This window comes from Actinomycetota bacterium (assembly GCA_014360645.1).
In the GTDB taxonomy this organism is placed as follows: Bacteria; Actinomycetota; Geothermincolia; order Geothermincolales; family RBG-13-55-18; genus Solincola_B.
Window position 1 is genome coordinate 90,483 of the sequence record JACIXD010000002.1, and the last position, 21,259, is coordinate 111,741.

19 protein-coding genes are annotated in these 21,259 nt (G+C 67.2%); all 19 read right to left on the reverse strand.

The window, feature by feature from the left end; genetic code table 11:
• Positions 1-53: 53 nt before the first annotated feature.
• The 19 genes from acs to pdxS all read right to left on the reverse strand — a co-directional run bounded on the left by acs (position 54) and on the right by pdxS (position 21,226).
• Positions 54-2,015, reverse strand: a complete 1,962-nt coding sequence (acs, locus tag H5T74_01885) for an acetate--CoA ligase (GenBank protein ID MBC7229127.1) — start codon at positions 2,013-2,015, stop codon at positions 54-56.
• A 23-nt stretch (positions 2,016-2,038) separates the two neighbouring features.
• Positions 2,039-2,923 (reverse strand): 4-hydroxy-3-methylbut-2-enyl diphosphate reductase, encoded by an 885-nt coding sequence (ispH, locus tag H5T74_01890; protein ID MBC7229128.1) that lies wholly within the window; start codon positions 2,921-2,923, stop codon positions 2,039-2,041.
• 248 nt (positions 2,924-3,171) lie between these two features.
• Positions 3,172-4,947, reverse strand: coding sequence for an aspartate--tRNA ligase (gene aspS, locus H5T74_01895; protein ID MBC7229129.1), 1,776 nt, complete (start codon positions 4,945-4,947; stop codon positions 3,172-3,174).
• The gene (locus tag H5T74_01900; protein MBC7229130.1) at positions 4,944-6,260 is read right to left on the reverse strand and encodes a histidine--tRNA ligase; all 1,317 of its coding nucleotides are present in this window, start codon (positions 6,258-6,260) and stop codon (positions 4,944-4,946) included. Before H5T74_01900 ends, aspS begins: the two co-directional genes overlap by 4 nt.
• A gap of 23 nt (positions 6,261-6,283) precedes the next feature.
• Positions 6,284-6,937 (reverse strand): MBL fold metallo-hydrolase, encoded by a 654-nt coding sequence (locus tag H5T74_01905; GenBank protein ID MBC7229131.1) that lies wholly within the window; start codon positions 6,935-6,937, stop codon positions 6,284-6,286.
• 210 nt (positions 6,938-7,147) lie between these two features.
• Positions 7,148-7,621: a D-tyrosyl-tRNA(Tyr) deacylase gene (locus H5T74_01910; GenBank protein ID MBC7229132.1), complete on the reverse strand. Its 474-nt coding sequence runs from the start codon at positions 7,619-7,621 to the stop codon at positions 7,148-7,150.
• A 52-nt stretch (positions 7,622-7,673) separates the two neighbouring features.
• Complete coding sequence (locus tag H5T74_01915) at positions 7,674-9,842, reverse strand: bifunctional (p)ppGpp synthetase/guanosine-3',5'-bis(diphosphate) 3'-pyrophosphohydrolase (GenBank protein ID MBC7229133.1); 2,169 nt, start codon at positions 9,840-9,842, stop codon at positions 7,674-7,676.
• A gap of 336 nt (positions 9,843-10,178) precedes the next feature.
• The gene (secF, locus tag H5T74_01920) at positions 10,179-11,402 is read right to left on the reverse strand and encodes a protein translocase subunit SecF (protein MBC7229134.1); all 1,224 of its coding nucleotides are present in this window, start codon (positions 11,400-11,402) and stop codon (positions 10,179-10,181) included.
• The gene (gene secD, locus H5T74_01925) at positions 11,402-12,799 is read right to left on the reverse strand and encodes a protein translocase subunit SecD (GenBank protein MBC7229135.1); all 1,398 of its coding nucleotides are present in this window, start codon (positions 12,797-12,799) and stop codon (positions 11,402-11,404) included. The genes secF and secD overlap by 1 nt, the downstream gene beginning before the upstream one ends.
• A 233-nt stretch (positions 12,800-13,032) precedes the next feature.
• Positions 13,033-13,398 (reverse strand): preprotein translocase subunit YajC, encoded by a 366-nt coding sequence (gene yajC, locus H5T74_01930; GenBank protein MBC7229136.1) that lies wholly within the window; start codon positions 13,396-13,398, stop codon positions 13,033-13,035.
• A 97-nt stretch (positions 13,399-13,495) separates the two neighbouring features.
• Positions 13,496-14,647 carry a tRNA guanosine(34) transglycosylase Tgt gene (tgt, locus tag H5T74_01935; protein ID MBC7229137.1) on the reverse strand — a complete coding sequence of 384 codons (1,152 nt, stop codon included), beginning with the start codon at positions 14,645-14,647 and terminating at the stop codon, positions 13,496-13,498.
• Positions 14,648-14,655: 8 nt separating this feature from the next.
• Positions 14,656-15,738: a tRNA preQ1(34) S-adenosylmethionine ribosyltransferase-isomerase QueA gene (gene queA, locus H5T74_01940; protein ID MBC7229138.1), complete on the reverse strand. Its 1,083-nt coding sequence runs from the start codon at positions 15,736-15,738 to the stop codon at positions 14,656-14,658.
• A 19-nt stretch (positions 15,739-15,757) separates the two neighbouring features.
• Positions 15,758-16,315 (reverse strand): epoxyqueuosine reductase QueH, encoded by a 558-nt coding sequence (locus tag H5T74_01945; GenBank protein ID MBC7229139.1) that lies wholly within the window; start codon positions 16,313-16,315, stop codon positions 15,758-15,760.
• A gap of 63 nt (positions 16,316-16,378) precedes the next feature.
• Positions 16,379-17,413 (reverse strand): Holliday junction branch migration DNA helicase RuvB, encoded by a 1,035-nt coding sequence (gene ruvB / locus H5T74_01950; GenBank protein MBC7229140.1) that lies wholly within the window; start codon positions 17,411-17,413, stop codon positions 16,379-16,381.
• 67 nt (positions 17,414-17,480) lie between these two features.
• On the reverse strand, positions 17,481-18,071 hold the full coding sequence (gene ruvA, locus H5T74_01955; GenBank protein ID MBC7229141.1) for a Holliday junction branch migration protein RuvA: 591 nt from the start codon (positions 18,069-18,071) through the stop codon (positions 17,481-17,483).
• 118 nt (positions 18,072-18,189) lie between these two features.
• Positions 18,190-18,735 carry a crossover junction endodeoxyribonuclease RuvC gene (gene ruvC, locus H5T74_01960; protein MBC7229142.1) on the reverse strand — a complete coding sequence of 182 codons (546 nt, stop codon included), beginning with the start codon at positions 18,733-18,735 and terminating at the stop codon, positions 18,190-18,192.
• Positions 18,736-18,750: 15 nt separating this feature from the next.
• On the reverse strand, positions 18,751-19,506 hold the full coding sequence (locus H5T74_01965) for a YebC/PmpR family DNA-binding transcriptional regulator (protein MBC7229143.1): 756 nt from the start codon (positions 19,504-19,506) through the stop codon (positions 18,751-18,753).
• Between the two features lie 24 nt (positions 19,507-19,530).
• Complete coding sequence (pdxT, locus tag H5T74_01970) at positions 19,531-20,127, reverse strand: pyridoxal 5'-phosphate synthase glutaminase subunit PdxT (GenBank protein MBC7229144.1); 597 nt, start codon at positions 20,125-20,127, stop codon at positions 19,531-19,533.
• Positions 20,128-20,341: 214 nt separating this feature from the next.
• Positions 20,342-21,226, reverse strand: a complete 885-nt coding sequence (gene pdxS, locus H5T74_01975; GenBank protein MBC7229145.1) for a pyridoxal 5'-phosphate synthase lyase subunit PdxS — start codon at positions 21,224-21,226, stop codon at positions 20,342-20,344.
• Between the last annotated feature and the right edge of the window lie 33 nt (positions 21,227-21,259).

The window sequence follows — 21,259 nt, forward strand, 5'->3', positions numbered from 1 at the left end:
TTGCTCTCCTTTTTACTCCCTGCCCTGTTGCCAACGATGCTGCGACGCGGCCGTCACTGTCTTCTCTCCTGGAGCCTCCTCCCCTCCACCAGGGTCTCCACCACGGAGGGATCGGCCAGCGTGCTGGTGTCTCCCAGGTCCTCGCCCCCGGACCCCTCGGCTATCCTGCGCAGGATGCGGCGCATGATCTTTCCGCTGCGCGTCTTGGGGAGGGCGGGCGCGAACTGGATCACGTCCGGCGTGGCGATGGGCCCGATCTCCTTGCGGGCGTGGGCGGTCAGCTCCTTTCTCACCTCCTCTCCATCCAGGTCCTCGTACTCCGCCTTCAGGGTGACGAAGGCGTAGATGCCCTGCCCCTTTATCTCGTGGGGCACTCCCACCACCGCCGCCTCGGACACGTAGCGGTGTCCCACCAGGGCGCTCTCCACCTCGGCGGTGCCGATGCGGTGACCCGAGACGTTGATCACGTCGTCGATGCGGCCTTCCATCCAGAAGAAACCGTCTTCGTCCACCCGGCAGCCGTCGCCGCTGACGTAATGTCCGGGATAGACGCTCCAGTAGTTCTTCACGAAGAGGTCGTGGTTGCCGTAGACGGTGCGCATCATCCCCGGCCAAGGCCTGCGCAGGCAGAGGGTCCCGCTCTCGCCCGGCGCGCACTCCCTGCCCTCCGGGTCCAGCACCACGGCATCCACCCCGAAGAAGGGGAAGCCCGCGGAGCCCGGCTTCATGGGGGTGGTGCCGGCGATGGAGGTGATGAGCACCCCTCCCGTCTCCGTCTGCCACCAGGTGTCGATGACCGGGCAGCGCCCTCCCCCGATGCGCCGGTGATACCATAGCCACACCTCGGGGTTGATGGGCTCCCCCACCGAGCCCAGGACGCGCAGAGACGAAAGATCGGCGGTGCGCGTCCATTCCTCGCCCTCCCGGATGAGTGAACGCAGCACGGTGGGAGCGGTGTAGAGCGCGGTGACCCCGTATTTTTCCACAATCTTCCAATACCTGTCCGGCTGAGGGTAGGTGGGCACGCCCTCGAACATCACCTGCGTGACCCCGTTGGCGAGGGGGCCGTAGACGATATAGCTGTGTCCCGTCACCCATCCGATATCCGCCGTGCACCACCACACGTCGTCGTCGTGGATGCCGAACACCCAGCGGTGGGTGAGCGAGGCGTGCAGCAGGTAGCCGGCGGTGGTGTGCAGGACCCCCTTGGGCTTGCCGGTGCTGCCGCTGGTATAGAGGATGAAGAGGGGGTCCTCGGCCTCCATCTCCGCGGGCGGGCAATGCGGCCCGATGTCCTCCGCCCCCATCTCCTCCTCCCACCACAGGTCGCGCCCCAAGGCCATCTCCACCTCCGTCCCGGCGCGCCCCACCACGAAGACCCTCTCCACCCCGGTGGGCTCCGCGAGGGCCTCGTCCACGTTCTCCTTCAGGGGGATGATCCTGCCTCCCCTCCTCACGGCGTCGCCGCAGACCAGGGCGCGACAGCCGCTGTCCAGGATGCGGCCCCGCAGGGCGTCGGAGGAAAAGCCCGCGAAGACCACGGAATGCACGGCGCCGATGCGTGCGCAGGCGAGCATGGCCACCGGCAGCTCGGGGACCATGGGCAGGTATATGCACACGCGGTCTCCCCTGCCGATGCCGTGTTTTCTCAATACGTTGGCGAACCTGCAGACCTCCCCGTGGAGGCGGGAATAGGAGTATGTCTCGCCGGGACCCGGCTCGTCCGGCTCCCAGATGATGGCGGTCCTCTCGCCCTTGCCTTCCTCCAAGTGGCGGTCCAGGCAGTTGTGGGAGGCGTTCAGCCGCCCCCCCTCGAACCACCTGCAGAGATAACCTTCCTGATCCCAGGTATGCACCTTCTCCCAGCGCCTGGACCAGGACAGGGATTCCGCCTGCTCCGACCAGAAGCCCTCGGGGTCCTCCAGGGAACGGCGGTGCATCTCCCGGTAGCGCCCCATGTCCCCGATATAGGACCTGGCGGCGCTCTCCTGCGATGGCATGATCACCTGCGACATCTCCTCACCCCACACGTTCACGCCTATGCAGAGACCAGCCGATCCCGCACCTCTTCCACCATACGCAGGGGCGTGGAGGCGCCGCCCAGCACCGCCGCCTTCCGCGCCCCTTCCGATACGGGGATGTCCAGCTCCTCCGCCGTCTCCACCTTGAACACCCGCGCGCCGGCCATCTCGCAGATGCGGCGCAGGAACTCGGTGTTGGAGCTGTTCCTGCCCCCCACTACCACCACCAGGTCGCTGGCCAGCGCCAGCTGCAGGGCCTCCGCCTGGCGGGAGAGGGTGTTGCGGCACAGGGTGTTGATGATCTTCAGCTCCATGACCTCGCGGATGAGCTCCGGGACCTCGTTGATGAGCCCGTCCACCAGGGACCGGAACATGAACAGGTCCACGGTGGTCTGAGCGATCAACCCCACCTTGCGGATCTTGCGCGGCCAGGCTTCCCACCAGTCCTTGAGCTCTTGGATCTCCTTGATGACCACCGCGTCACCGCCCACATGCCCCAGTATCGCCTCCACCTCGGGATGGTCGGCGTTCCCGATCACGAAGAGCCTGTAGCCCTCCCCCACCAGGCGCATGGCCGCCCGCTGCGCCTTCTTCACCGTGGGGCAGGTGGCGTCCACCAGGGTGGCCCCCATGCGCTGCAGGGATTCCGACTGGGAGGGGGGTATGCCGTGTGAGCGCACCACCACCCGTGCCCCGCGGAGTCCCACCGCCTCCCAGGACCCCTCGTCCTCGGGAAGGATTCGCAGCCCCTTCGCCTCCAGCTCCGCCACCACCTGGGGGTTATGTATGACCGGCCCCAGGGAGAAGACCCGGTCGGATGCCTTCAGGGTCTCCTCCACCATCCTCACGGCGCGCCTCACGCCGGGGCAGAACCCCGCGTACCTGGCTACGATGACCTCCATCTTATCCTCCGCGTCCTCGCCGCGGCCGCTCCCCGCCTTGCTCTCGTCTCTCCTTATCCACCCTTATCTTTCCCTTCCGGGGCTCCTCCCACCTCCCGCTCCCCGGGCCGTCGGCCCATCCGACATCCCGATATCCGCGCCGAACAGGCCCCTTCTCGACCAACGCACGGCCGCCTCGGGCAGCGCGCCCGCCCTCCCACATTCCATCCCGGAGCATCCCCTCATCCCCCGGCCATATACGCCACCCCTTAGACCGGGCGCAGGCGCAGCTCCCTCAGCTGTTCGGGGTACACCGCGTCCGGAGCCCCGGTGAGGGGGTCGCTTCCAGACTGCGTCTTGGGGAAGGCGATGACGTCGCGGATGGAATCCCTCCCCGCCATGAGCATGACCACGCGGTCGAGGCCGTAGGCGATGCCGCCGTGGGGAGGAGCCCCGTAACGCAGTGCCTCCAGGAGGAAACCGAACTTGTCCCGGGCCTCCTCCCGGGATATCCCCAGCACCGCGAACACCCTCTCCTGTACCTCGGGGTCGTGGATGCGGATGCTCCCTCCGCCCAGCTCCACTCCGTTCAGCACCATGTCGTAGGACAGAGAGGTCGCCTCCAGCGGCCTCTCCTCCAGGAAGTCCAGGCTGTCCCGGGACGGCGCGGTGAAGGGATGGTGGTTGCTCCTGTAGCGCTTCTCCTCCTCGTCCCAGTCGAAGAGAGGGAATTCGGTGACCCAGGCGAAGGCGAACCTCTCGCCGCGCGGGAGGTCGAAACGGCGGGCGCAGTAATCCCGCATCCCCGCCAGCAGGGCGCCGGTCTCCTCGCCGCCCGCCGCCAGCACCAGCACCTCCCCCTCCCGCAGTCCCGAGGCGCCTATCAGCGCCCTCCTCTCCTCCTCGGAGAGGAACTTTGCCACCGGGGACTTCAGGCCCTCGCCCTCGCGCACCATCCACACCAGACCCGAGGCGCCCAGACGCCGCGCCTCCTCCACCATCTCGTCCAGCTCGCGGCGCGGGGGCGACACCAGGCCGTCGATCCTGAAGCCGCGCACGCGGCCCCCCGCCTCCAGTGCGGAACGGAAGACCTTGAACCCGCTGCCAGCAAACACGGGGGAGAGATCCTTTATCTCCATGCCGTAGCGCAGGTCGGGGCGGTCGGTGCCGTAACGTTCCATGGCCTCGCGCCAGGTGAGGCGCGGGAAAGGGATGCGCAACTCCACGTCCAGGAAGCGCCGGAAGAGGTGGGCGAACATCTCGTCCATGAGGGAGATGACGTCCTCGGGTTCCACGAAGGACATCTCCAGGTCTATCTGGGTGAATTCCGGCTGACGATCCGCCCTCAGGTCCTCGTCGCGGAAGCAGCGCGCTATCTGGTAATACCTGTCAAGTCCCGCCACCATCAGCAGCTGCTTGAAGAGCTGGGGAGACTGGGGGAGGGCGTAGAACTTGCCCGGCTGCAGTCTTGAGGGCACCACGAAATCCCTTGCCCCCTCGGGGGTGCTCTTGGTGAGGATGGGGGTCTCGATCTCCAGAAAGCCACGTGCGGAGAGGAAGCCGCGCACCTCTTCGGTGACCCGGCTGCGCAGGACCAGGGCCTCGCGGAGGTCCGGCCTCCTGATGTCCAGGTAGCGGTAGCGCAGGCGCAGGGCCTCGTCCACCTCGCTCTCCTCCTGGATCTCGAAGGGCGGGGTGAGGGACGTGGATATCACCCCCACCTCCTCGGCCATCACCTCCACCTCGCCCGTGGAGAGCCTGGGGTTTACGGCCTCTTCGGGACGCATCCTAACCCTGCCCCGGATGTAGAGGACGTATTCCCCCCGCACCCCCTCGGCCACGGCGTGGGCCTCTGCGCTCACCTCTGGGTTGCACACCACCTGGACCAGCCCGCTTATGTCGCGCAGGTCTATGAACACCACCCCGCCGTGGTCCCTACGCCTCTGCACCCAGCCGTTGAGGATGACCTCGCTGTCGGCGTGCTCGCGGCGCAGCTCCCCGCACCAGCGGTCGCGTTTTCTCCACTCTCCCCGATCCGTGCTCATGGGCTCAGCTCCGTTCCGTCGGTGACCTCCATGCCGCCCGGGCGTCCTCCCCCCAGGCCTGACCCTCCGCGCATCCGCTCCCTCACCGTCCGCGGCAGGCGCTCTTCCTCGACCCTTTCCTGGGCGCCCGCTTCCAGGTCCCGAAGGGTGACGAACCCGCCCGCCATCTCCTCCTCGCCCACGATGGCCACCAGGCGGAACCCCTCCCTGTCGGCCTCCCGCATCTGGGCCTTGGGGCTGCGGCCCAGGTGGTCGAGGTCCGCGGGCAATCCAGCCTTCCTCAGCTCCTGCGCCAGGCTGAAGGCCTTCACCCGTGCCTCCGCTCCGATGGCGAGCACGAAGACCCCTCTCTCCTCCTCCTCTCCCGCCTCGGCCCCGGCGAGCATCACCCTCTCGAGACCGATGGAGAACCCCACCGCCGGGGTCGGCCTCCCGCCCAGCTCCTCCACCAGGCGGTCGTAGCGGCCCCCCGCCGCCAGAGCGTTCTGCGCCCCCAGCTCGGGATCGCGGAACTCGAAGACGGTGCGGGTGTAATAATCCAGCCCGCGCACCAGGCGCCCGTCGCGCCGGAAGGCCACGCCCGCCGTCGCAAGCAACTCCTCCACCGCCGCGAGGTGTTCGCGGCAAGCCTGGCAGAGGTACCCTTCCAGCTCCGGAGCCTCCGCGATCACGCGCGAGCATCTCTCGACCTTGCAGTCCAGCACCCGCAGGGGGTTGGTGCGTGCGCGCCGCCGGCAGTCCTCGCACAGACCCTCCCGGTCTTTATCCAGGTAAGCGGCAAGGGCCGCCGCGTAAGCGGCCCGGCATTCCCCTTCCCCCACGCTGTTGATCACCAGTTCCGTCCTCACGCCCAGGCTTTCCAGGCAGTGCGCGCAGAGGGCGATGACCTCGGCGTCGCACCCCGGGAGGGCAGAACCGATCAGCTCCACGCCCAGCTGGCCGAACTGGCGGAACCGTCCCGCCTGCGGCCTCTCGTGGCGGAACATGGGTCCCTGGTAATAGAGCTTCACCGGCAGCCCCGAGGCGTCCATACGGTGCTGTACGAAGGCGCGCGCCACCCCCGCGGTGGCCTCGGGACGCAGGGTGAGGCTGCGGCCCCCCTTGTCGGTGAAGGTGAACATCTCCTTCTGAACGATGTCCGTCCCCTCGCCGATGCCGCGGGCGAAGACCTCGGTGTGTTCGAAGACGGGGACCTCGATCTCGCGGTAACCGTAGGCGCGGAAGAGGGCGGTGGCCGCCTCCACGACCCTCCGCCTCCTGCCGCTCTCGGGCGGGAGGATGTCCATGGTGCCCCTGGGCGCCCTGGCCTCCATGCGCGCGGCCCTCTCCCAGTCCCTCACGGCCTTCCCGCCCCCCTCGAGCCCAGTCCCCTCAGGAAGGGGTTATGGGCCCTCTCCTCTCCCAGGGTGGTGGCGGGACCGTGCCCCGGCATGATGCGCGTGTCGTCGGGCAGTCCCCAGACCTTCTCCGCCACCGACCGCAGCAGGGTCTGCAGGGAGCCGCCCTTGAGGTCCGTCCTCCCTATGGAGCCCTGGAAGATGAGGTCGCCGCAGAAGAGATAGCCGGGGAGGTAGAAGCTGAGCCCGCCGGGGGTGTGCCCGGGGGTGTGCAGGACCTCCAACACCAGGTCACCGGCCTCCACGCGGTCGCCGTCCTCCAGATAACGGACCTGGCGGGGGCGGGTGGAGAGCACTCCTCCGGCCAGGCCTATGAGCCTAGTGCGCGGGCTGGCGAGGGCTCCGGCATCGTCGGCGTGGATGTACACGGGGGCCCCCACGGCATCGCTCAGCGGCCCCGCGCCCGCTACGTGATCCACGTGGCCATGGGTGCACAGGATGCCCACGCACTCCAGCTCCGCCCGGTGCAGGCGAGAGACGATGGTCTTCACCTCTCCCGCCGGGTCGATGACCACCGCCTGAGAACGTCTGTCGGGCGCCAGTATATAACAGTTGGTCGCCAGCATGCCCAGGCTGAGGGCGTCGATGAACATGGCTCGCCTTTCCCTCGGTTTTTCAGGACATTATAACCCCTGGAGCGGAAGGGTCTCCACAGGGAGCCGCATGCGCGGGGGTTCCGTCTCACCGCACGCTCCCCTCTCCTGCCATATTTTGTCAGCCTGGTGGTCACCGGGCCGTCGTCGCTCGGTTCGACCTCCCGTGTGCCCTTTAGACCGGCATGGGAAGCGCGCCCCGCGGGACCTTCAGGCGCCGCCCTCCCACGCCTCGCCCCGCGTGGAGGGGGATTCCAGGATGATGGTCACCGGGCCGTCGTTGGTCAGCTCCACCTCCATGTGGGCCTGGAAAACCCCCCTGGCAGGGGGGAATCCCGCGCGCGCGAAGGCCTCGCAGGCCATCTCGTAGACCTCCTGGGCCCGTTCGGGCGGCGCGGCCATGACGTAGCTAGGCCTGCGCCCCTTGCGCGCGTCCCCGTAGAGGGTGAACTGGGAGACCACCATAAGCTCTCCCCCCACGTCCCGGAGGGAGAGGTTGAGGCGTCCCTCGCCGTCGTCGAATATGCGCAGGTTGACCACCTTGTTGACCACGAAGTCGACGTCCTCCCCGCCGTCGTCCCGGGCTATCCCCAGCAGCACCAGGAGGCCTTTGCCGATGGCGGAGACCTCCTCTCCGTCCACGCGGACGCGACACGAGGAGACGCGCTGCACCACCGCCCTCACGTGTCCCTCCTCCCCCAGGCGACCTCCCTCTCCGCCGCTGCGATCCCCGCCGTCATTTCATCCTCCGAGGCACCACGCGGTAGGCGTTGTAAACGGAGTCCACCTTGCGGATGTTGCGCAGGATGTCCTCGAGGTGGGCGATATTGGACAGCTCGAAGGAGAAGCGGCTCACGTTCACCCGCTCGCGGTTGATGTTCATGGTGGCGGAGAGGATGTTCACGTGGTACTCGCCCATCACCGTGGTGATATCCCGCAGCAGGCGGGGGCGGTCCATGGCCTCCACGCATATCTCCACCTGGAAGGAGGTGGGCTGCTGGGTGTCCCAGCTGACCTCGATGCTGCGGTACTGCTGCTCGATCATGTGCAGGGCGTTGGGGCAGTCAGCGCGGTGCACGGAGACGCCGCGGCCGCGGGTGACGAAGCCGATGATGGTGTCGTAGGGCACGGGGTTGCAGCAGTGGGCGATGCGCACCAGCACGTTCTCCACCCCCTCCACCCTCACCCCCTTGGTATAGGCGGGGGGCTTGCGGCGCCGGGAGGGTACGGGGCGCTCCGGCTCCTCCTCCACCGGACCCAGCCTGGCGGTGACCACGTTCACCACCTGCTGCGCGCTGGTCTTGCCCGCCCCGATGCTGGCGTAGAGGTCCTCGAGGGAGACGAAACCGTACTCCTCTTTGGCGATGGACTCCAGCATGTCGCTCCCCTGGATCTTCTGTACCGGGAGGCGCGCCTTGCGCATGGCCTTCACCAGCGTCTCCCTGCCCTCGTGGGCGTCCTCCTGCCGCCTCTCCCTGGTGAACCACTGCCTGATCTTGGTCCTGGCGCGCGCCGTGCCCACTATGTTCAGCCAGTCCTTGGAGGGCCCCGGGGAGGTGTTGGAGGTGATGATGGTGACGATATCTCCGTTGCGCAGCCTGTATTCCAGCGGCACCAGCCGGTCGTTCACCTTGGCCCCCACGCAGTGGTGCCCCACCTCGGTGTGGATGGCATAGGCGAAGTCCACCGGCGTCGCCCCCCGGGGAAGGTCGATGACGTCCCCCTTGGGGGTGAATACGAACACCTCGTCCTGGAAGAGGTCGATCTTCAGGCTCTCCATGAACTCCTGGGGGTCCGAGAGGTCGTGCTGCCATTCCACGATGCGCTTTATCCAGGCCAGCCTCTCGCGGACGCGCTCCTGGGAGCGCTGCGCCTCCTTATAGCGCCAGTGCGCCGCGATGCCGTATTCCGCCGTACGGTGCATGTCGTGGGTGCGTATCTGTATCTCCAGGGGCTTTCCCTGGGGGCCGATGACCGTGGTGTGCAGGCTCTGATAAATACCGAAGCGCGGCTTGGCGATGTAGTCCTTGATGCGCCCCGGGACGGGCTGCCACAGGGAGTGGATGATCCCCATCACCGTGTAGCATTCCTCCTTGGTGCCCACGATGACGCGCACCGCGAAGAGGTCGTAGATCTCGTCGAACTGCTTGCCCTGCTCCTTCATCTTGGAGTAGATGCTGTAGTAATGTTTGACCCTCCCGCCGATCTCCGCCTTGATGTGCGATTGTTTGAGCACCGCCCCCAGCTCCTTTTCCACCTTCTTTATGTACCCCTCCCGCTCCGGCCTGCGCTGGTTCACCATCTGCACGATCTCCTGGAAGCGCAGGGGATAGAGGGTTGCGAAGGCGAGGTCTTCCAGCTGCCATTTCAGCTGCGATATGCCCAGGCGGTGGGCGAGGGGGGCGTAGATCTCCAGGGTCTCCCGCGCCTTCTCGCGCTGCTTCTCCTCCGAGAGGTGGCCGATGGTCTTCATGTTGTCCAGGCGGTCCGCCAGCTTGATGATCACCACCCTGATGTCCCGGGCCATGGCCACGATCATCTTGCGGAAGTTCTCCGCCTGCTCCTCCTGGCGGTTGCGGAAGGTGATGCGGTCCAGCTTGGTGACGCCGTCGATGATCTCCGCCACCTCGGGGCCGAACCTTTTCTTGACCTCCTCCAGGGTGATCTCGGTGTCCTCCACCACGTCGTGCAGGAGGGCCGCCGCCAGCGTGGTCTCGTCCATCTGCATGTCCGCCAGGATGTGCGCCACTCCCAGGGGATGCAGGATGAACTCCTCGCCGCTGCGGCGCAACTGCTCTGCGTGGTGGATGCGGGCGAACTCGTAGGCCTCGCGGATGAGCTTGGTGTCGCCCTTCCCGTTGTACGACTTGACCTTCTGCAGTAGCGCTTCTATGGACTGCGACAAGGCATGCCTCCGGAATGTCCGCCGCTCCGGTCCTCTCCGCCGGGGAACCGGCACGCGGGAGCCTATATAGATGATATTGCCATATCCGCCACGGCGCTGACCAGGGAAACGGGCGGGAGACCGCCCCTTTTTCTCGTCGAATCTGCTTGGTTTGTCAGGATGATAGGGTGGTCTCTCAAACTTTTTCAACCCAAAGCGCCTACCGCAACGTTACAGCATCAGCGCCTGCTGCGACGTTGCGGCATCGGGCGTGAATCGGGGGTGGGAAGGCGTCCGCCGCCCGCGGAGTCGCGGGCGAGAGGCGGCCCCCCGCCGGGCCGGGCTCCTCCCGGGGCGTTACTTCTTCTTCTTTTTCTTCTTCTTGCCGCCCGAGGGCCCCTTGGTGGTGGCCTTCTTCCTCTGGGCTGGGGCCGGCTTCCTCGCCGCCGCGGGCGCCGGCTTGCCCTTCTCGCCCCGCGCCTCTCCCTCCGAAGGCGCGCTCTCGCCGGCCTCAGAGGCCGCTCCTTCCCGCGCCGGCGCGGGCTTTTGGCCCTTACCGGCCGCGGCGGAGACGGCGTTCCCGGGGGTGGTTATGAGGATGGCTTCGCGCGCTCCCCTGGCCTCCACCTTCTCGCGCAGAGCGGCGTAGCGCGGCTCCCTCTCCTTCCATAGGGCCAGCAGGGGCGAGGCCACGAAGATGGAGGAGTAGGCGCCCAGGAGAACCCCCAGGAAGAGGGCGAAGGCGAAGTCCTTGAGGGTCTCGCCGCCGAAGACGAGGATGGTGATGATGGGCAACAGGGTGGTGAGGGTGGTTCCTATGGAGCGCATGAGGGTCTGGTTTACACTCTCGTTCACCATGTCCGCGTAGGAGATCCTGCCGGAACGGGCCATCAGATTGGCATTTTCTTCCACGCGATCGAAGACCACGATGGTGTCGTAGAGGGAATAACCCAGGATGGTCAGGAAGGCGATCACCGTCACCGGCGTCACCTGCCTGCCCGAGAGCGCATAGATGCCCACGGTGATGACGGTGTCGTGCACCAGGGCGGCGATGGCGGTCACCGCCATCTTGAACTCCAGGCGCAGAGTTATATAGACCAGGATCACCACCAGGAAGACCGCCAGGGCCACGAGGGCCTTTACGCTCACCTCGCGTCCCCACTCCGAGCCCACCTGCTCTTCCTGCAACTTCTCCTCGATGCCGTAGAGGTCGTCGATGCGGGAGGTGACCTCGGTAACGGTGTCCCTGCGCGCCTGGGCGTCCTGGATATAGGGCATGCGCAGGATGAGCACCGGCCCCGCGTCCGATTCTCCCGTCTGCACGATGCTCTTTTCCAGGCCCTGTCCGGAGTAATCTCCCAGGATGCCGCGGACTTCCTCCACGTCCGCGGGCCTATCCAGTCTCACCTTGAGCAGGTACCCGCCTTTGAACTCTATGCCCAGGTTGAGGCCCACGGCGAACATGGCCACCAGGGAGAGGACGATGAGCGCCCCCGAGAAGGCGAACCAGTAGAGGTTGGGAGGCGCGAAGGCCCGCGCGCCCACCAGGTTGAACTTGACCTCCTTGCCGCGTACGAACATCAGCCCTCACCCCCCGTGACCTCCCGGCCCACCCCCACGAAGCGCGGCCGGTTGTAGATCTTGAGCCGCGAGAGGAGGGACACCGCGGGGTGGGTGAAGAAATAGGAGATGAAGACGTCGAGGATGGTGGCCAGCCCCAGGGCGAAGGCGAAGCCCTTCACCGCGCCCATGGCCAGTATCCAGAGGATGAAGGCGGTGATGAAGGTGGCCGCGTCGGCGGCGATGATGGTGCGGAAAGCCGACTTGTAGGCGCGGTCCACGGAGGAACGCAGGGTCTTGCCGTCGCGCACCTCCTCCTTCAGGCGCTCGAAATACACCACGCTGGAATCGGCGGAGATGCCGATGGACACCACCACGCCGGCGATCCCCGCCAGGGTGAGCTTCCAGTCGAGGAACCTGCCTAGCAGGCACACGATACCGTAGACGAGCAGGGCGAAGATGGCCAGGGCTACGGTGGTCACTCCTCCCAATCCCCGGTACATAAAAGCCATGTACAGCACCACCAGCACCAGCCCCAAGAGCCCCGCCCAAAGCCCCTGGCGCAGGGAATCCCTCCCCAGGGTGGCGCTGATGTTCTCCACTAGGGGGTCGGGCTCGAACTCCACCGGCAACGCCCCCATCTTCAGCACCAGCGCTAGGTCGCGCGCCTCCTCGCGGGTGAAGCTGCCGGTGATCTCCCCTTTACCGTTCTCGATGGCCGACTGCACGGTGGGAAAAGATTCCAGGTTATAGTCGAGGACGATGGCCAGCTGTTTCTGGAGCAGCTCCTGGGTGAGGGAGGCGAACTGGGGAGTGGCCTCGTCGGTGAGGGTGAAATCGATCTTGTAACCGCCCTTCTGCTCGTCCACCGCCGCTTCCGCCGAGGCGATGATGTCCCCGGTGAGGCGGGTAGGGCCCATGCGCACCTTGGGCTTCTCCTCCGTATCGGCCTTGCGGTACAGCAACACTATCTCCTGGTCCTTGAGGGCCTGGTAGGCCTCGATGTCCTCGGGGTCGGGGACGGTTATCTCCGTGCTCTCGTAGGCCTCGTCACCGGGGTAGATCACCTCCAGCACCTCTCGGAACTGGAGTTGGGCGGTGCTGCCGATGATGGAGAGCACCCGCTCCGTGTCCTGTATGCCCGGGATCTGCACCAGGATGCGGTTGTTCCCTTGGGGCGCCACCACCGGCTCGGCCAGCCCCAGGGCGTTGACGCGGTTGCGTACGATGTCCGCGGCCTTGGCCATCTGCTCGCCGGACGCCTCTCCCAGCGCCTGCAGGGTGACGCTCACCCCTCCCTGCAGGTCCAGACCCAGCTGGGGCTCGTATCCGCCGATGAGCACGGGAAGATAGATACCCAGCAGGACCGCCAGCAACACCGCGAGCAGACCAAGCGCCCTTCCGGTCTTCAATCTCAACCTCCGCTCGTCTTCGTCACCCTTGACCCGTACGACATGCGTCCCACGCCCCCACCGCGGCTCGCGGCCTCAGGCCGCCTGACGCGCCGATGACTCCCTGCAGGCGGGCCGCGGATTTCCTCTCACCGGCGAGACCTGGCGGCTTTCCGGCACGAGCTGGCGCTCGCGATAAGCCGGTGCCCCATCCCCGTGCCCGCACGTGCGGCGCGACATGCGCGGCTCTACGGCGGCCTTCAGCCCTCTTCCTCTTCTCCGGCCGCCTCCTCCCCGGACGAGACCTCCTCGGACGCGGAGTCCTCCTCCGGCTCCTCCTCGTCCCCGGGCCCCTCGCGGGAGGTGAAGGTGCGCGCTATGGCGCTCTTGGCCACGCGTATCTCCACGTCCTCGGCCACCTCCAGGAGCACGGTGTCCTCCTCGATCTCGGTGATGGTGCCGTAGATGCCGGAGGAGGTCATGACCTCGTCGCCCGCCCGGAGGCTGTTGATGAGCTCCATCTGCTGGCGCATGCGTTTCTGCTGCGGCCTGATGAGCATGAAGTAGAATATGGCGATCAAGCCCACGATGAGCAAGATGGATATCCACTGGTTGCTGCCTTCCATATCAGCCTGCCTTTCGGACCGTCCCTACCCGGCCCCGCCAGCGCGGGGCCACTCCTTTACTCTGTCAACCGCCGGGAAAAGACCGCTCTCCGCGGCCTCACCCGCCGGGAACGCGCTCCTCCCAGCCCTTCCATTCCCGGACCAACTCAAACATTCTACCAGCCTCGATCGCCGCCCTGCAATCCAGCATCAGGCGCCGCATGAAGGCCAGGTTATGCCAGGTGATAAGCCGGTGAGCCAGGATCTCGTTCAGGGTATGCAGGTGCCTGAGGTAGGCGCGGGTGAAGCGCCCGCACGCCGGGCACTCGCATCCCTCTTCCAGGGGACGGACGTCGGAGCGGTAGCGCGCGTTGCGCAGATTGAGCTTTCCCTCCCGGGTCATGGCCACGCCGTTGCGGGCCATGCGCGTGGGGAGAACACAGTCGAAGAGGTCCACCCCGAGGGCCACCGCCTCCAGGAGGCTCTCCGGGTCCCCCACCCCCAGCAGGTGTCGGGGCCTGTCCTCGGGAAGTATGGAGACCTGCACCTCCAGGCACGCCAGCATGACCTCCCGGGGCTCCCCCACCGAAAGCCCCCCGATGCCGTACCCTGGGAATCCCAAGGCCGCGGTCTCGCGGGCGCTCCTCTCCCTCAAGTCCTCGTGGACCCCGCCCTGCACTATCCCGAAGAGAAGCTGGTCGGGGTGGGTGCGCGCCGCCAGGGACCTGCGCGCCCATTCCAGGGTGGTCTCCACCGCCTCCTCCACCTCCCTTCTCGCGGCGGGATAGGCCACGCATTGGTCGAGGACCATGGCCACGTCGGACCCCAGCTCCTCCTGCGCCTTCACCGCGCCCTCCGGCTTGAGCAGGTGACGGCTGCCGTCGTAGATGGAGCGGAATTCGACCCCCTCCGGTTGTACGCGGAGGGTGGGAGAGAGGGAGAACACCTGGAAGCCCCCGCTGTCGGTCAGCAGAGGATACGGCCATCCCATGAAGGCATGCAGGCCGCCCATCTCCCGGATGAGCACCGTTCCCGGCCGCAGGAGCAGGTGGTAGGTATTGGCGAGGAGCATACGGTACCCCAAAGTCTCGAGCTCCCAGGGCGCCATGGCCTTGACGGTGGCGCGCGTCCCCACGGGCAGGAAGGCGGGTGTCTCCACCTCGCCGTGGGCGGTGCGCAGTAGCCCGACGCGCGCGCGGGTCGCGGCGTCGCGCTTCACCACCCGGAAGCCGATGTCCCGCTCCCCGCCTCTTTCGCCTCCAGATCTCATGCCGCATATCATAAACAGGGGCCGGGAGGGGAGCAACACGGGGGCTCCCTCCAGCCGTGAGGATAGAGGAAGAGGCAGGCGTCCCCGAAGCTCAGAAAGCGGTAGCGCGCCTCCACCGCCTCGCGGTAGGCTTTGAGCACCAGCTCCCTTCCCGCGAAGGCGCACACCAGCACCAGCAGGGTGGAGCGCGGCAGGTGGAAGTTGGTGAGCAGCAGGTCCACGGCCCGGAAGCGGTGGCCGGGGGCGATGAACAACTCCGTGGGGCCGCGGTAGGGCTCCAGCCCGCCCTCCCCCGCCGCGCTCTCCAAGGCCCGCACCACCGTGGTGCCCACCGCGAGCACCCTCCCCCCGCGCCCGCGCGCCGCGTTCACCGCCTCGCAGGCGGCGGCGTCCACCTCCAGCTCCTCGCGGTGCATGCGGTGTCCCTCCAGCTCCTCTGTGGCTATGGGGCGGAAGGTGTCCAGGCCCACGTCCAGGCGCAGGAAGGCCAGGGTCACCCCCCTGCGTTCCAGCTCCTCCATGGCCCGGTGGTCGAAATGCAGACCGGCGGTGGGGGCGGCCGCTGAACCCGTCTCCGCGGCGTAAACGGTCTGGTACCTCTCGGGGTCCGCGAGCTTTTCCCTGATGTAGGGAGGAAGAGGAACCTCCCCCAGCCGCTCCACCAGCTCCTCCTGTAGCTCCGCTTCCCCGGGGCTCAGGCGGACCCTTATCCTCCCCTCCTCCCTCACCTCCAGCACCTCGGCCTCCAGCTCGCCCCGCCCGAAGACCACCCTGGCGCCGGGCCGCAGCCTGCGCGCCGGCCTGGCTAAGGCCTCCCACTCGCCGCCCCGGTCGCGGGAGAGAAGGAGCAGCTCCACCCCGCCTCCGGTCCCCGCCTTCTTCCCGCGCAGTCTCGCCCTCCTCACCCTGGTGCGGTTGAAGACCGCGCAGTCCCCTCGCTCCAGGTATTCCGGGAGGTCGGAGAAGCGGCGATGGGAGATCTTTCCACTCTCGCAGTCCACCACCAGCAGGCGGGAGGCCCCTCGCGGCTCGGCGGGATGCTGGGCGATGAGTTCGGGGGGGAGGTGATAGTCGAAGAGGTCGGTCCTCATCTGGCTCCCCGCCGTCCCTTCAGCTCCCGCGCTGCCCGCCGCCCCCCCTGCGGCGGTCGTAGCGCTCGCGCTCACTGAGGATGCAACCGCAGTAGGGCTGGGTGTAGAGCTTCCTCCTCCTCGCCTCCTCGAGGCAGGAACGGTAGCTCTCCCTTCCGTCCCAGACCACGAAATCCAGGCCGCGGCTGCGGCATATGGAAGCTCCCAGGCGGGAGAGGAGCTCGTGGTCCTGGTAGGGGCTGGCAAAGAGGGTGGTGGTGAGGGTCGCGTATCCCTCCTCGAGGGCGAAGTCGGCGGCGCGCCGCAGCCGCAGGCGGTAGCAGATCTCGCAGCGGGTCTCCTCGCGGTAGGCCACCGCCCTTATCCACTCCTCGGGCTCGTAGGGGAGCACGGTGTACACCAGCCCCTCCCCCATCATCAGCTCCTCGAAGCTCTCCAGCCTCCTGCGGTACTCGCGGTAGGGGTGCACGTTGGGGTTATAGAAGAGGAAATGCGGGTCCCGCGAGGGAACGGCGACCTCGCGCCGGGCCGACAGCGCGCATGGGCCGCAGCACGCGTCCACCAGCAGTCCGCGCACAGACCTCACCTCCCGTCGGCCTTTCGGGGTCGCCCGAGGGGTTGCGGTACCAGCCCCCCCGGCTTAAAAAAGAGTGTTTTCCCCACTTCTCGCCAGTCCCAGGTGGCGGTAGGCGTTGTCCGTGGCCACCCTGCCCCGCGGGGTCCGCTGCATGAATCCGATCTGCAGCAGGTAGGGCTCGTGGACCTCCTCGATGGTGTCGATCTCCTCCCCCACCGAGACCGCCAGGGTGTTCACCCCCACCGGCCCGCCCCCGAACTTCTCGATGATGGTGAGGAGGATCATCTTGTCCACCTTATCCAGCCCCATCTCGTCCACCTCGAAGAGGGCCAGGGCCTCGCACGCCACCTCGAAGGTTATCCTGCCTCCCGCCCTCACCTGGGCATAGTCCCTCACGCGGCGCAGGAGGCGGTTGGCGATGCGCGGGGTCCCCCGCGAGCGCCGCGCCAGCTCGCACGCTCCCCCCTCGTCGATATCCACGGCGAGGATGCGCGCGGAGCGCATGATGATGGCCTGCAGCTCCTCCCGGGTGTAATAATCAAGCCTGCTCTGCACCCCGAAGCGGTCTCGCAGGGGGGAGGTGAGCAACCCGGCGCGGGTGGTCGCTCCCACCAGGGTGAAGGGAGGGAGATCGAGACGGATGGAGCGCGCCGCCGGACCCTTGCCCACGATGATGTCCAGCTTGAAATCCTCCATGGCGGGGTAGAGGACCTCCTCCACCGACCGGTTCAGGCGGTGGATCTCGTCGATGAAGAGCACGTCTCCCGGCTCAAGGTTGGTGAGGATGGAGGCCAGGTCCCCGGCGCGCTCCAGGGCCGGGCCCGAGGTCTGGCGGCAGGTCACGCCCATCTCGTTGGCGATGATCCCCGCCAGGGTGGTCTTCCCCAGGCCCGGCGGACCGGAGAGGATGACGTGATCCAGGGGTTCCCTGCGCCCCCGCGCGGCGGAGATGAAGATCTCCAGGTGCTCGCGGATGCGGTCCTGGCCTATGAACTCGGAGATCCAGCGCGGCCTCAGGGTGAGGTCGAGGTCGCCCTCGTCCTCCAGGGGCTCCGGATCCAGCAGCCTACCGTCGCCCACTCCCAGGTCCCCGGCCATCTCCTCTCTGTCCTCTTCCATGGGCTCCCCGTTCCTCTCCGGCGCGGCGCCTCCCGCAAGATGCGCTTCAGCCTCCTCCCAGGCGTTTCAGGGCGTAGCGCAGGAGGTCCTCGAGGCTCGGCTCGTCGGCGGCGTAGCCCTCCAGCGCGCGCCTGGCCTCCTGGGCTGAATATCCCAACTCCTTCAGGGCCTCCCTGGCCTCCCGAAGCATGTCTCCCCCCGCTCCTGCTGCGGGGGAGGCGACCTCCATGCCCTCCGGAACCAGCTTGTCCTTGAGCTCCACGATCATCCTCTGTCCGCTCTTCTTGCCCACCCCCGGCACGGAGGTGATGGCCTCCAGGTCCTCCGCGGCAAGCAGCCGCACGAAGGTGTCGGGGTCGTAGGCGGAGAGCACCGCCAGGGCCACCTTGGGCCCGATGCCGGTCACGGTGATGAGCTTCTGGAAGACCTCTCGTTCCGCGCGGCCGGAGAAGCCGTAGAGCTGGAGGAGGTCCTCCTTGACGTGCAGGTAGCCGTAGAGCCTCACCCTCTCCCCCACCGCGGGAAGGCCCTGCAGGGTGTAGCCGGACACGAAGAGCCAGAGCCCCACCCCGCCCACGTCGATCACCACCCCCTCGCCGCTCTTTTCCGACAGCACTCCCTGCACGTAATCGATCAACGCGTCCTTCCTTTCCGGTCCCCGCCATCCCGGGACGGACATGCCGCTCGGCACGCGCATGTCCCGCCTGCGCCCGGCATCCCGGGGCACCGCGACCCGCCGACCCGCGGAGGGAGGCTCATCCGCATTCCCTCTTCTTGTGCGGTGGCTTGCGGGAGCCCGCGCTCCGCTTCTTCTCCTCTATGCGGCCGAGCATCCTCTCGCTGTGGGCATGGCAGATGGCGAGGGCCAGGGCGTCGCTGGCGTGGGAGGATCCCGGGTCGTCCTCCAACCGCAACAGCGCCTTGACCATGTACTCCACCTGCTTCTTGTCCGCCCGCCCGTGACCCACCAGCGACTGCTTCACCTGCAGGGGGGTATATTCCTCCACCCCCACGCCGGCATGGGCCGCCGCCAGGATGATCCCTCCCCTGGCCTGGCCCACCGCCATGGCGCTACGGGCGTTGGCGCTGAAGAACAGCTCCTCCAGAACCACCAGGTCGGGCCGGTAGCGCGCTATGAGCTCGCTCACCTCGCGGTATATCTTAGCAAGGCGTGACGACATGCTCTCGCGTGGCGAGGTCTCGATCCCGCCGTAACCCAGGGCCTTTAGGGTATCCCCCCTCTTCTCCACCACCCCGTAGCCGGTGGAGGAGAGGCCGGGGTCTATGCCCATGATGATCATCGCGCGCGCCGCATCCTATTCCTCTGAGAGCTCCTCGAGGATCTCGTCCGGGATGTCGAAATTGGCGTACACCTCCTGCACGTCCTCGTATTCCTCCAGGGCGTCCACCAGCCGCAGAACCTTCTTCGCCGCCTCCTTGTCCAGTTTCACGGTGTTCTTCGGCAGCATGGTCACCTCCGCCGAGGCCGGCTCGAAGCCCTTTTCCTTGAGCGCCTCCAGCACGCCCCGGAAGGATTCGGCGTCGGTGACGATCTCCCAGTGGTCGTCCTCAGTGACCATGTCCTCGGCCCCCGCCTCCAGGGCCGTCTCCAGCAGCAGGTCCTCATCTATGCCCGTGTCCTTGTTGACGATGATGTTGCCCTTCTTCTCGAACATCCAGGCCACCGAGCCCGAGGTCCCCAGGCTGCCGCCGGTGCGCGAGAAGATGCGCCGGATGTCCGCCGCCGCGCGGTTGCGGTTGTCGGTCATCACGTCCACCATGATGGCCACCCCGTTGGCCCCGTACCCCTCGTAGACTATCTTCTCGAAGCTGTCGGCGGAGCCCTCCCCCGTGCCCCGCTTGATGGCCCTCTCGATGTTCTCCTTGGGCATGGAGTAACTCTTGGCCTTCTCGATGGCGTTGGCCAGGGCGATGTTCATCTCGGGGTTTCCGCCCCCCTCGCGCGCCGCCACGATGATGGCGCGGGAGAGCTTGCTGAAGAGCTGCCCGCGCTTGGCGTCCTGGGCTCCCTTCTTGTGCTTGATGGTCGACCACTTGGAATGTCCTGACATCTCATCCTCCTGTCCCTGGAGCCTTCATCCTCGGGCGGCTCCCTCCACCATGCGCAGGAAAAAGCGGTGTACCCGGTCGTCCCCCGTGAGCTCGGGGTGGAACGCGGACACCAGCATACCGTCCTCGCGGGCGAGCACCGCCCGTCCGCCGTGCTCGCCCAGCACCTCCACCCCCGGGCCCGCCTCCTCGATCCACGGGGCCCGGATGAACACCGCGCGGAAAGGCCGTCCGGCATCCTCTATCCCCCTCAGGTGCAGGTCCACCTCGAAGCTGTCCACCTGGCGCCCATAGGCGTTGCGGCGCGCCGTGATGTCCATCAGCCCCAGCAGGGGCTGGTCGCCCTCCACCAGGCGGCTGGCGAGCATGATCAGGCCGGCGCAGGTGCCGTAGACCGGCATGCCCTGACGCACCAGCTCCCTCACTTCCTCGAGAAACCCGCAGGCGATCATGAGCTTTCCGATGGTGGTGCTCTCCCCACCGGGGATGATCAGCCCCGAGCAGAGATGGAGCTCGGCGGGATACCTCAGCGCCACCCCTCGAGCTCCTGTCCTATCCAGCATCTGTAGGTGCTCGCGTACCGCTCCTTGCAGCGCGAGCACGCCTATGGTAGGTTTCTTCATCCCTCTTTCTCTCCGGCATCCGCATACGCCCGCGGGGACAGGTCCCTCCGCGAGCGCGTCTTACGTTCCTTTGCCGCCCGCCGCGCCCCTTCCGAAACCGGGCGCTGCCCGCGGGGCCGGCCTCCGCCTCCCGCGTCCCGTCCCTCCCCGCGCCTCACTGCAGGGGACACGCTAAGGGCCGCGGAAGCATACACCTCCCGGGCGCTCACGCCCCTCACCAGCCGCGGAACTGGATGAGGTTCTCGTGGCCGATCTCCGCTATCTCCAGCCCGGCCATGGCCTTGCCGATCCCCCGCGAGACCTCCGCCAGCACCTTGGGGTCGTCGTAATGGGTCACCGCGCGCACGATGGCGCGCGCCCTCGAGGCCGGGTCCTCGGACTTGAATATCCCCGAGCCCACGAAGACCCCGTCCGCCCCCAGCTGCATCATCAGCGCGGCGTCGGCGGGCGTGGCAATGCCTCCGGCGGAGAAGTTCACCACCGGGAGACGGCCGTTTTCCGCCACCCAGCACACCAGGTCGTAAGGGGCGCCCATCTCCTTGGCCACGCTCATGAGCTCGTCCCGGGGGGTCACGGTGAGGCGCGCTATCTCTGCGTTTATGGTGCGCATGTGCCGCACCGCCTCCACCACGTTTCCGGTGCCCGCCTCGCCCTTGGTGCGGATCATGGCCGCCCCCTCGCCGATGCGGCGCAGGGCCTCGCCCAGGTTTATAGCCCCGCAGACGAAGGGCACGGTGAAGCGCCACTTGTCGATGTGGTTCTTCTCATCGGCGGGGGTGAGCACCTCGCTCTCGTCGATGTAGTCCACCCCCAGGGCCTCGAGTATCTGCGCCTCCACGAAATGCCCGATCCTCGCCTTGGCCATAACCGGTATGGTCACCGCCTGCATGATGGCCTCGATGACCCCGGGGTCGGCCATCCTCGCCACCCCCCCGGCGGCGCGGATGTCCGCCGGCACCCGCTCCAGGGCCATCACCGCCACCGCTCCGGCCTCCTCGGCGATCATCGCCTGCTCCGGGGTGGTCACGTCCATGATCACCCCGCCCTTGAGCATCTCCGCCAGGCCGGTCTTCACCCGTAACGTCCCTTTTTCTTCCATTTTCCGGTCCCTCCAGACCACCACCACTATAAA

Coding starts and splice junctions, on each gene's coding strand:
- pdxT (MBC7229144.1), bottom strand. CDS start 20,127: ATGAAGAAACCTACCATAGGCGTGCTCGCGCTGCAAGGAGCGGTACGC.
- tgt (MBC7229137.1), bottom strand. CDS start 14,647: ATGAGATCTGGAGGCGAAAGAGGCGGGGAGCGGGACATCGGCTTCCGG.
- acs (MBC7229127.1), bottom strand. CDS start 2,015: ATGTCGCAGGTGATCATGCCATCGCAGGAGAGCGCCGCCAGGTCCTAT.
- H5T74_01965 (MBC7229143.1), bottom strand. CDS start 19,506: ATGTCAGGACATTCCAAGTGGTCGACCATCAAGCACAAGAAGGGAGCC.
- H5T74_01900 (MBC7229130.1), bottom strand. CDS start 6,260: ATGGAGGCCAGGGCGCCCAGGGGCACCATGGACATCCTCCCGCCCGAG.
- queA (MBC7229138.1), bottom strand. CDS start 15,738: ATGAGGACCGACCTCTTCGACTATCACCTCCCCCCCGAACTCATCGCC.
- ruvC (MBC7229142.1), bottom strand. CDS start 18,735: ATGATCATCATGGGCATAGACCCCGGCCTCTCCTCCACCGGCTACGGG.
- pdxS (MBC7229145.1), bottom strand. CDS start 21,226: ATGGAAGAAAAAGGGACGTTACGGGTGAAGACCGGCCTGGCGGAGATG.
- secF (MBC7229134.1), bottom strand. CDS start 11,402: ATGTTCGTACGCGGCAAGGAGGTCAAGTTCAACCTGGTGGGCGCGCGG.
- yajC (MBC7229136.1), bottom strand. CDS start 13,398: ATGGAAGGCAGCAACCAGTGGATATCCATCTTGCTCATCGTGGGCTTG.
- ispH (MBC7229128.1), bottom strand. CDS start 2,923: ATGGAGGTCATCGTAGCCAGGTACGCGGGGTTCTGCCCCGGCGTGAGG.
- H5T74_01905 (MBC7229131.1), bottom strand. CDS start 6,937: ATGTTCATCGACGCCCTCAGCCTGGGCATGCTGGCGACCAACTGTTAT.
- ruvB (MBC7229140.1), bottom strand. CDS start 17,413: ATGGCCGGGGACCTGGGAGTGGGCGACGGTAGGCTGCTGGATCCGGAG.
- aspS (MBC7229129.1), bottom strand. CDS start 4,947: ATGAGCACGGATCGGGGAGAGTGGAGAAAACGCGACCGCTGGTGCGGG.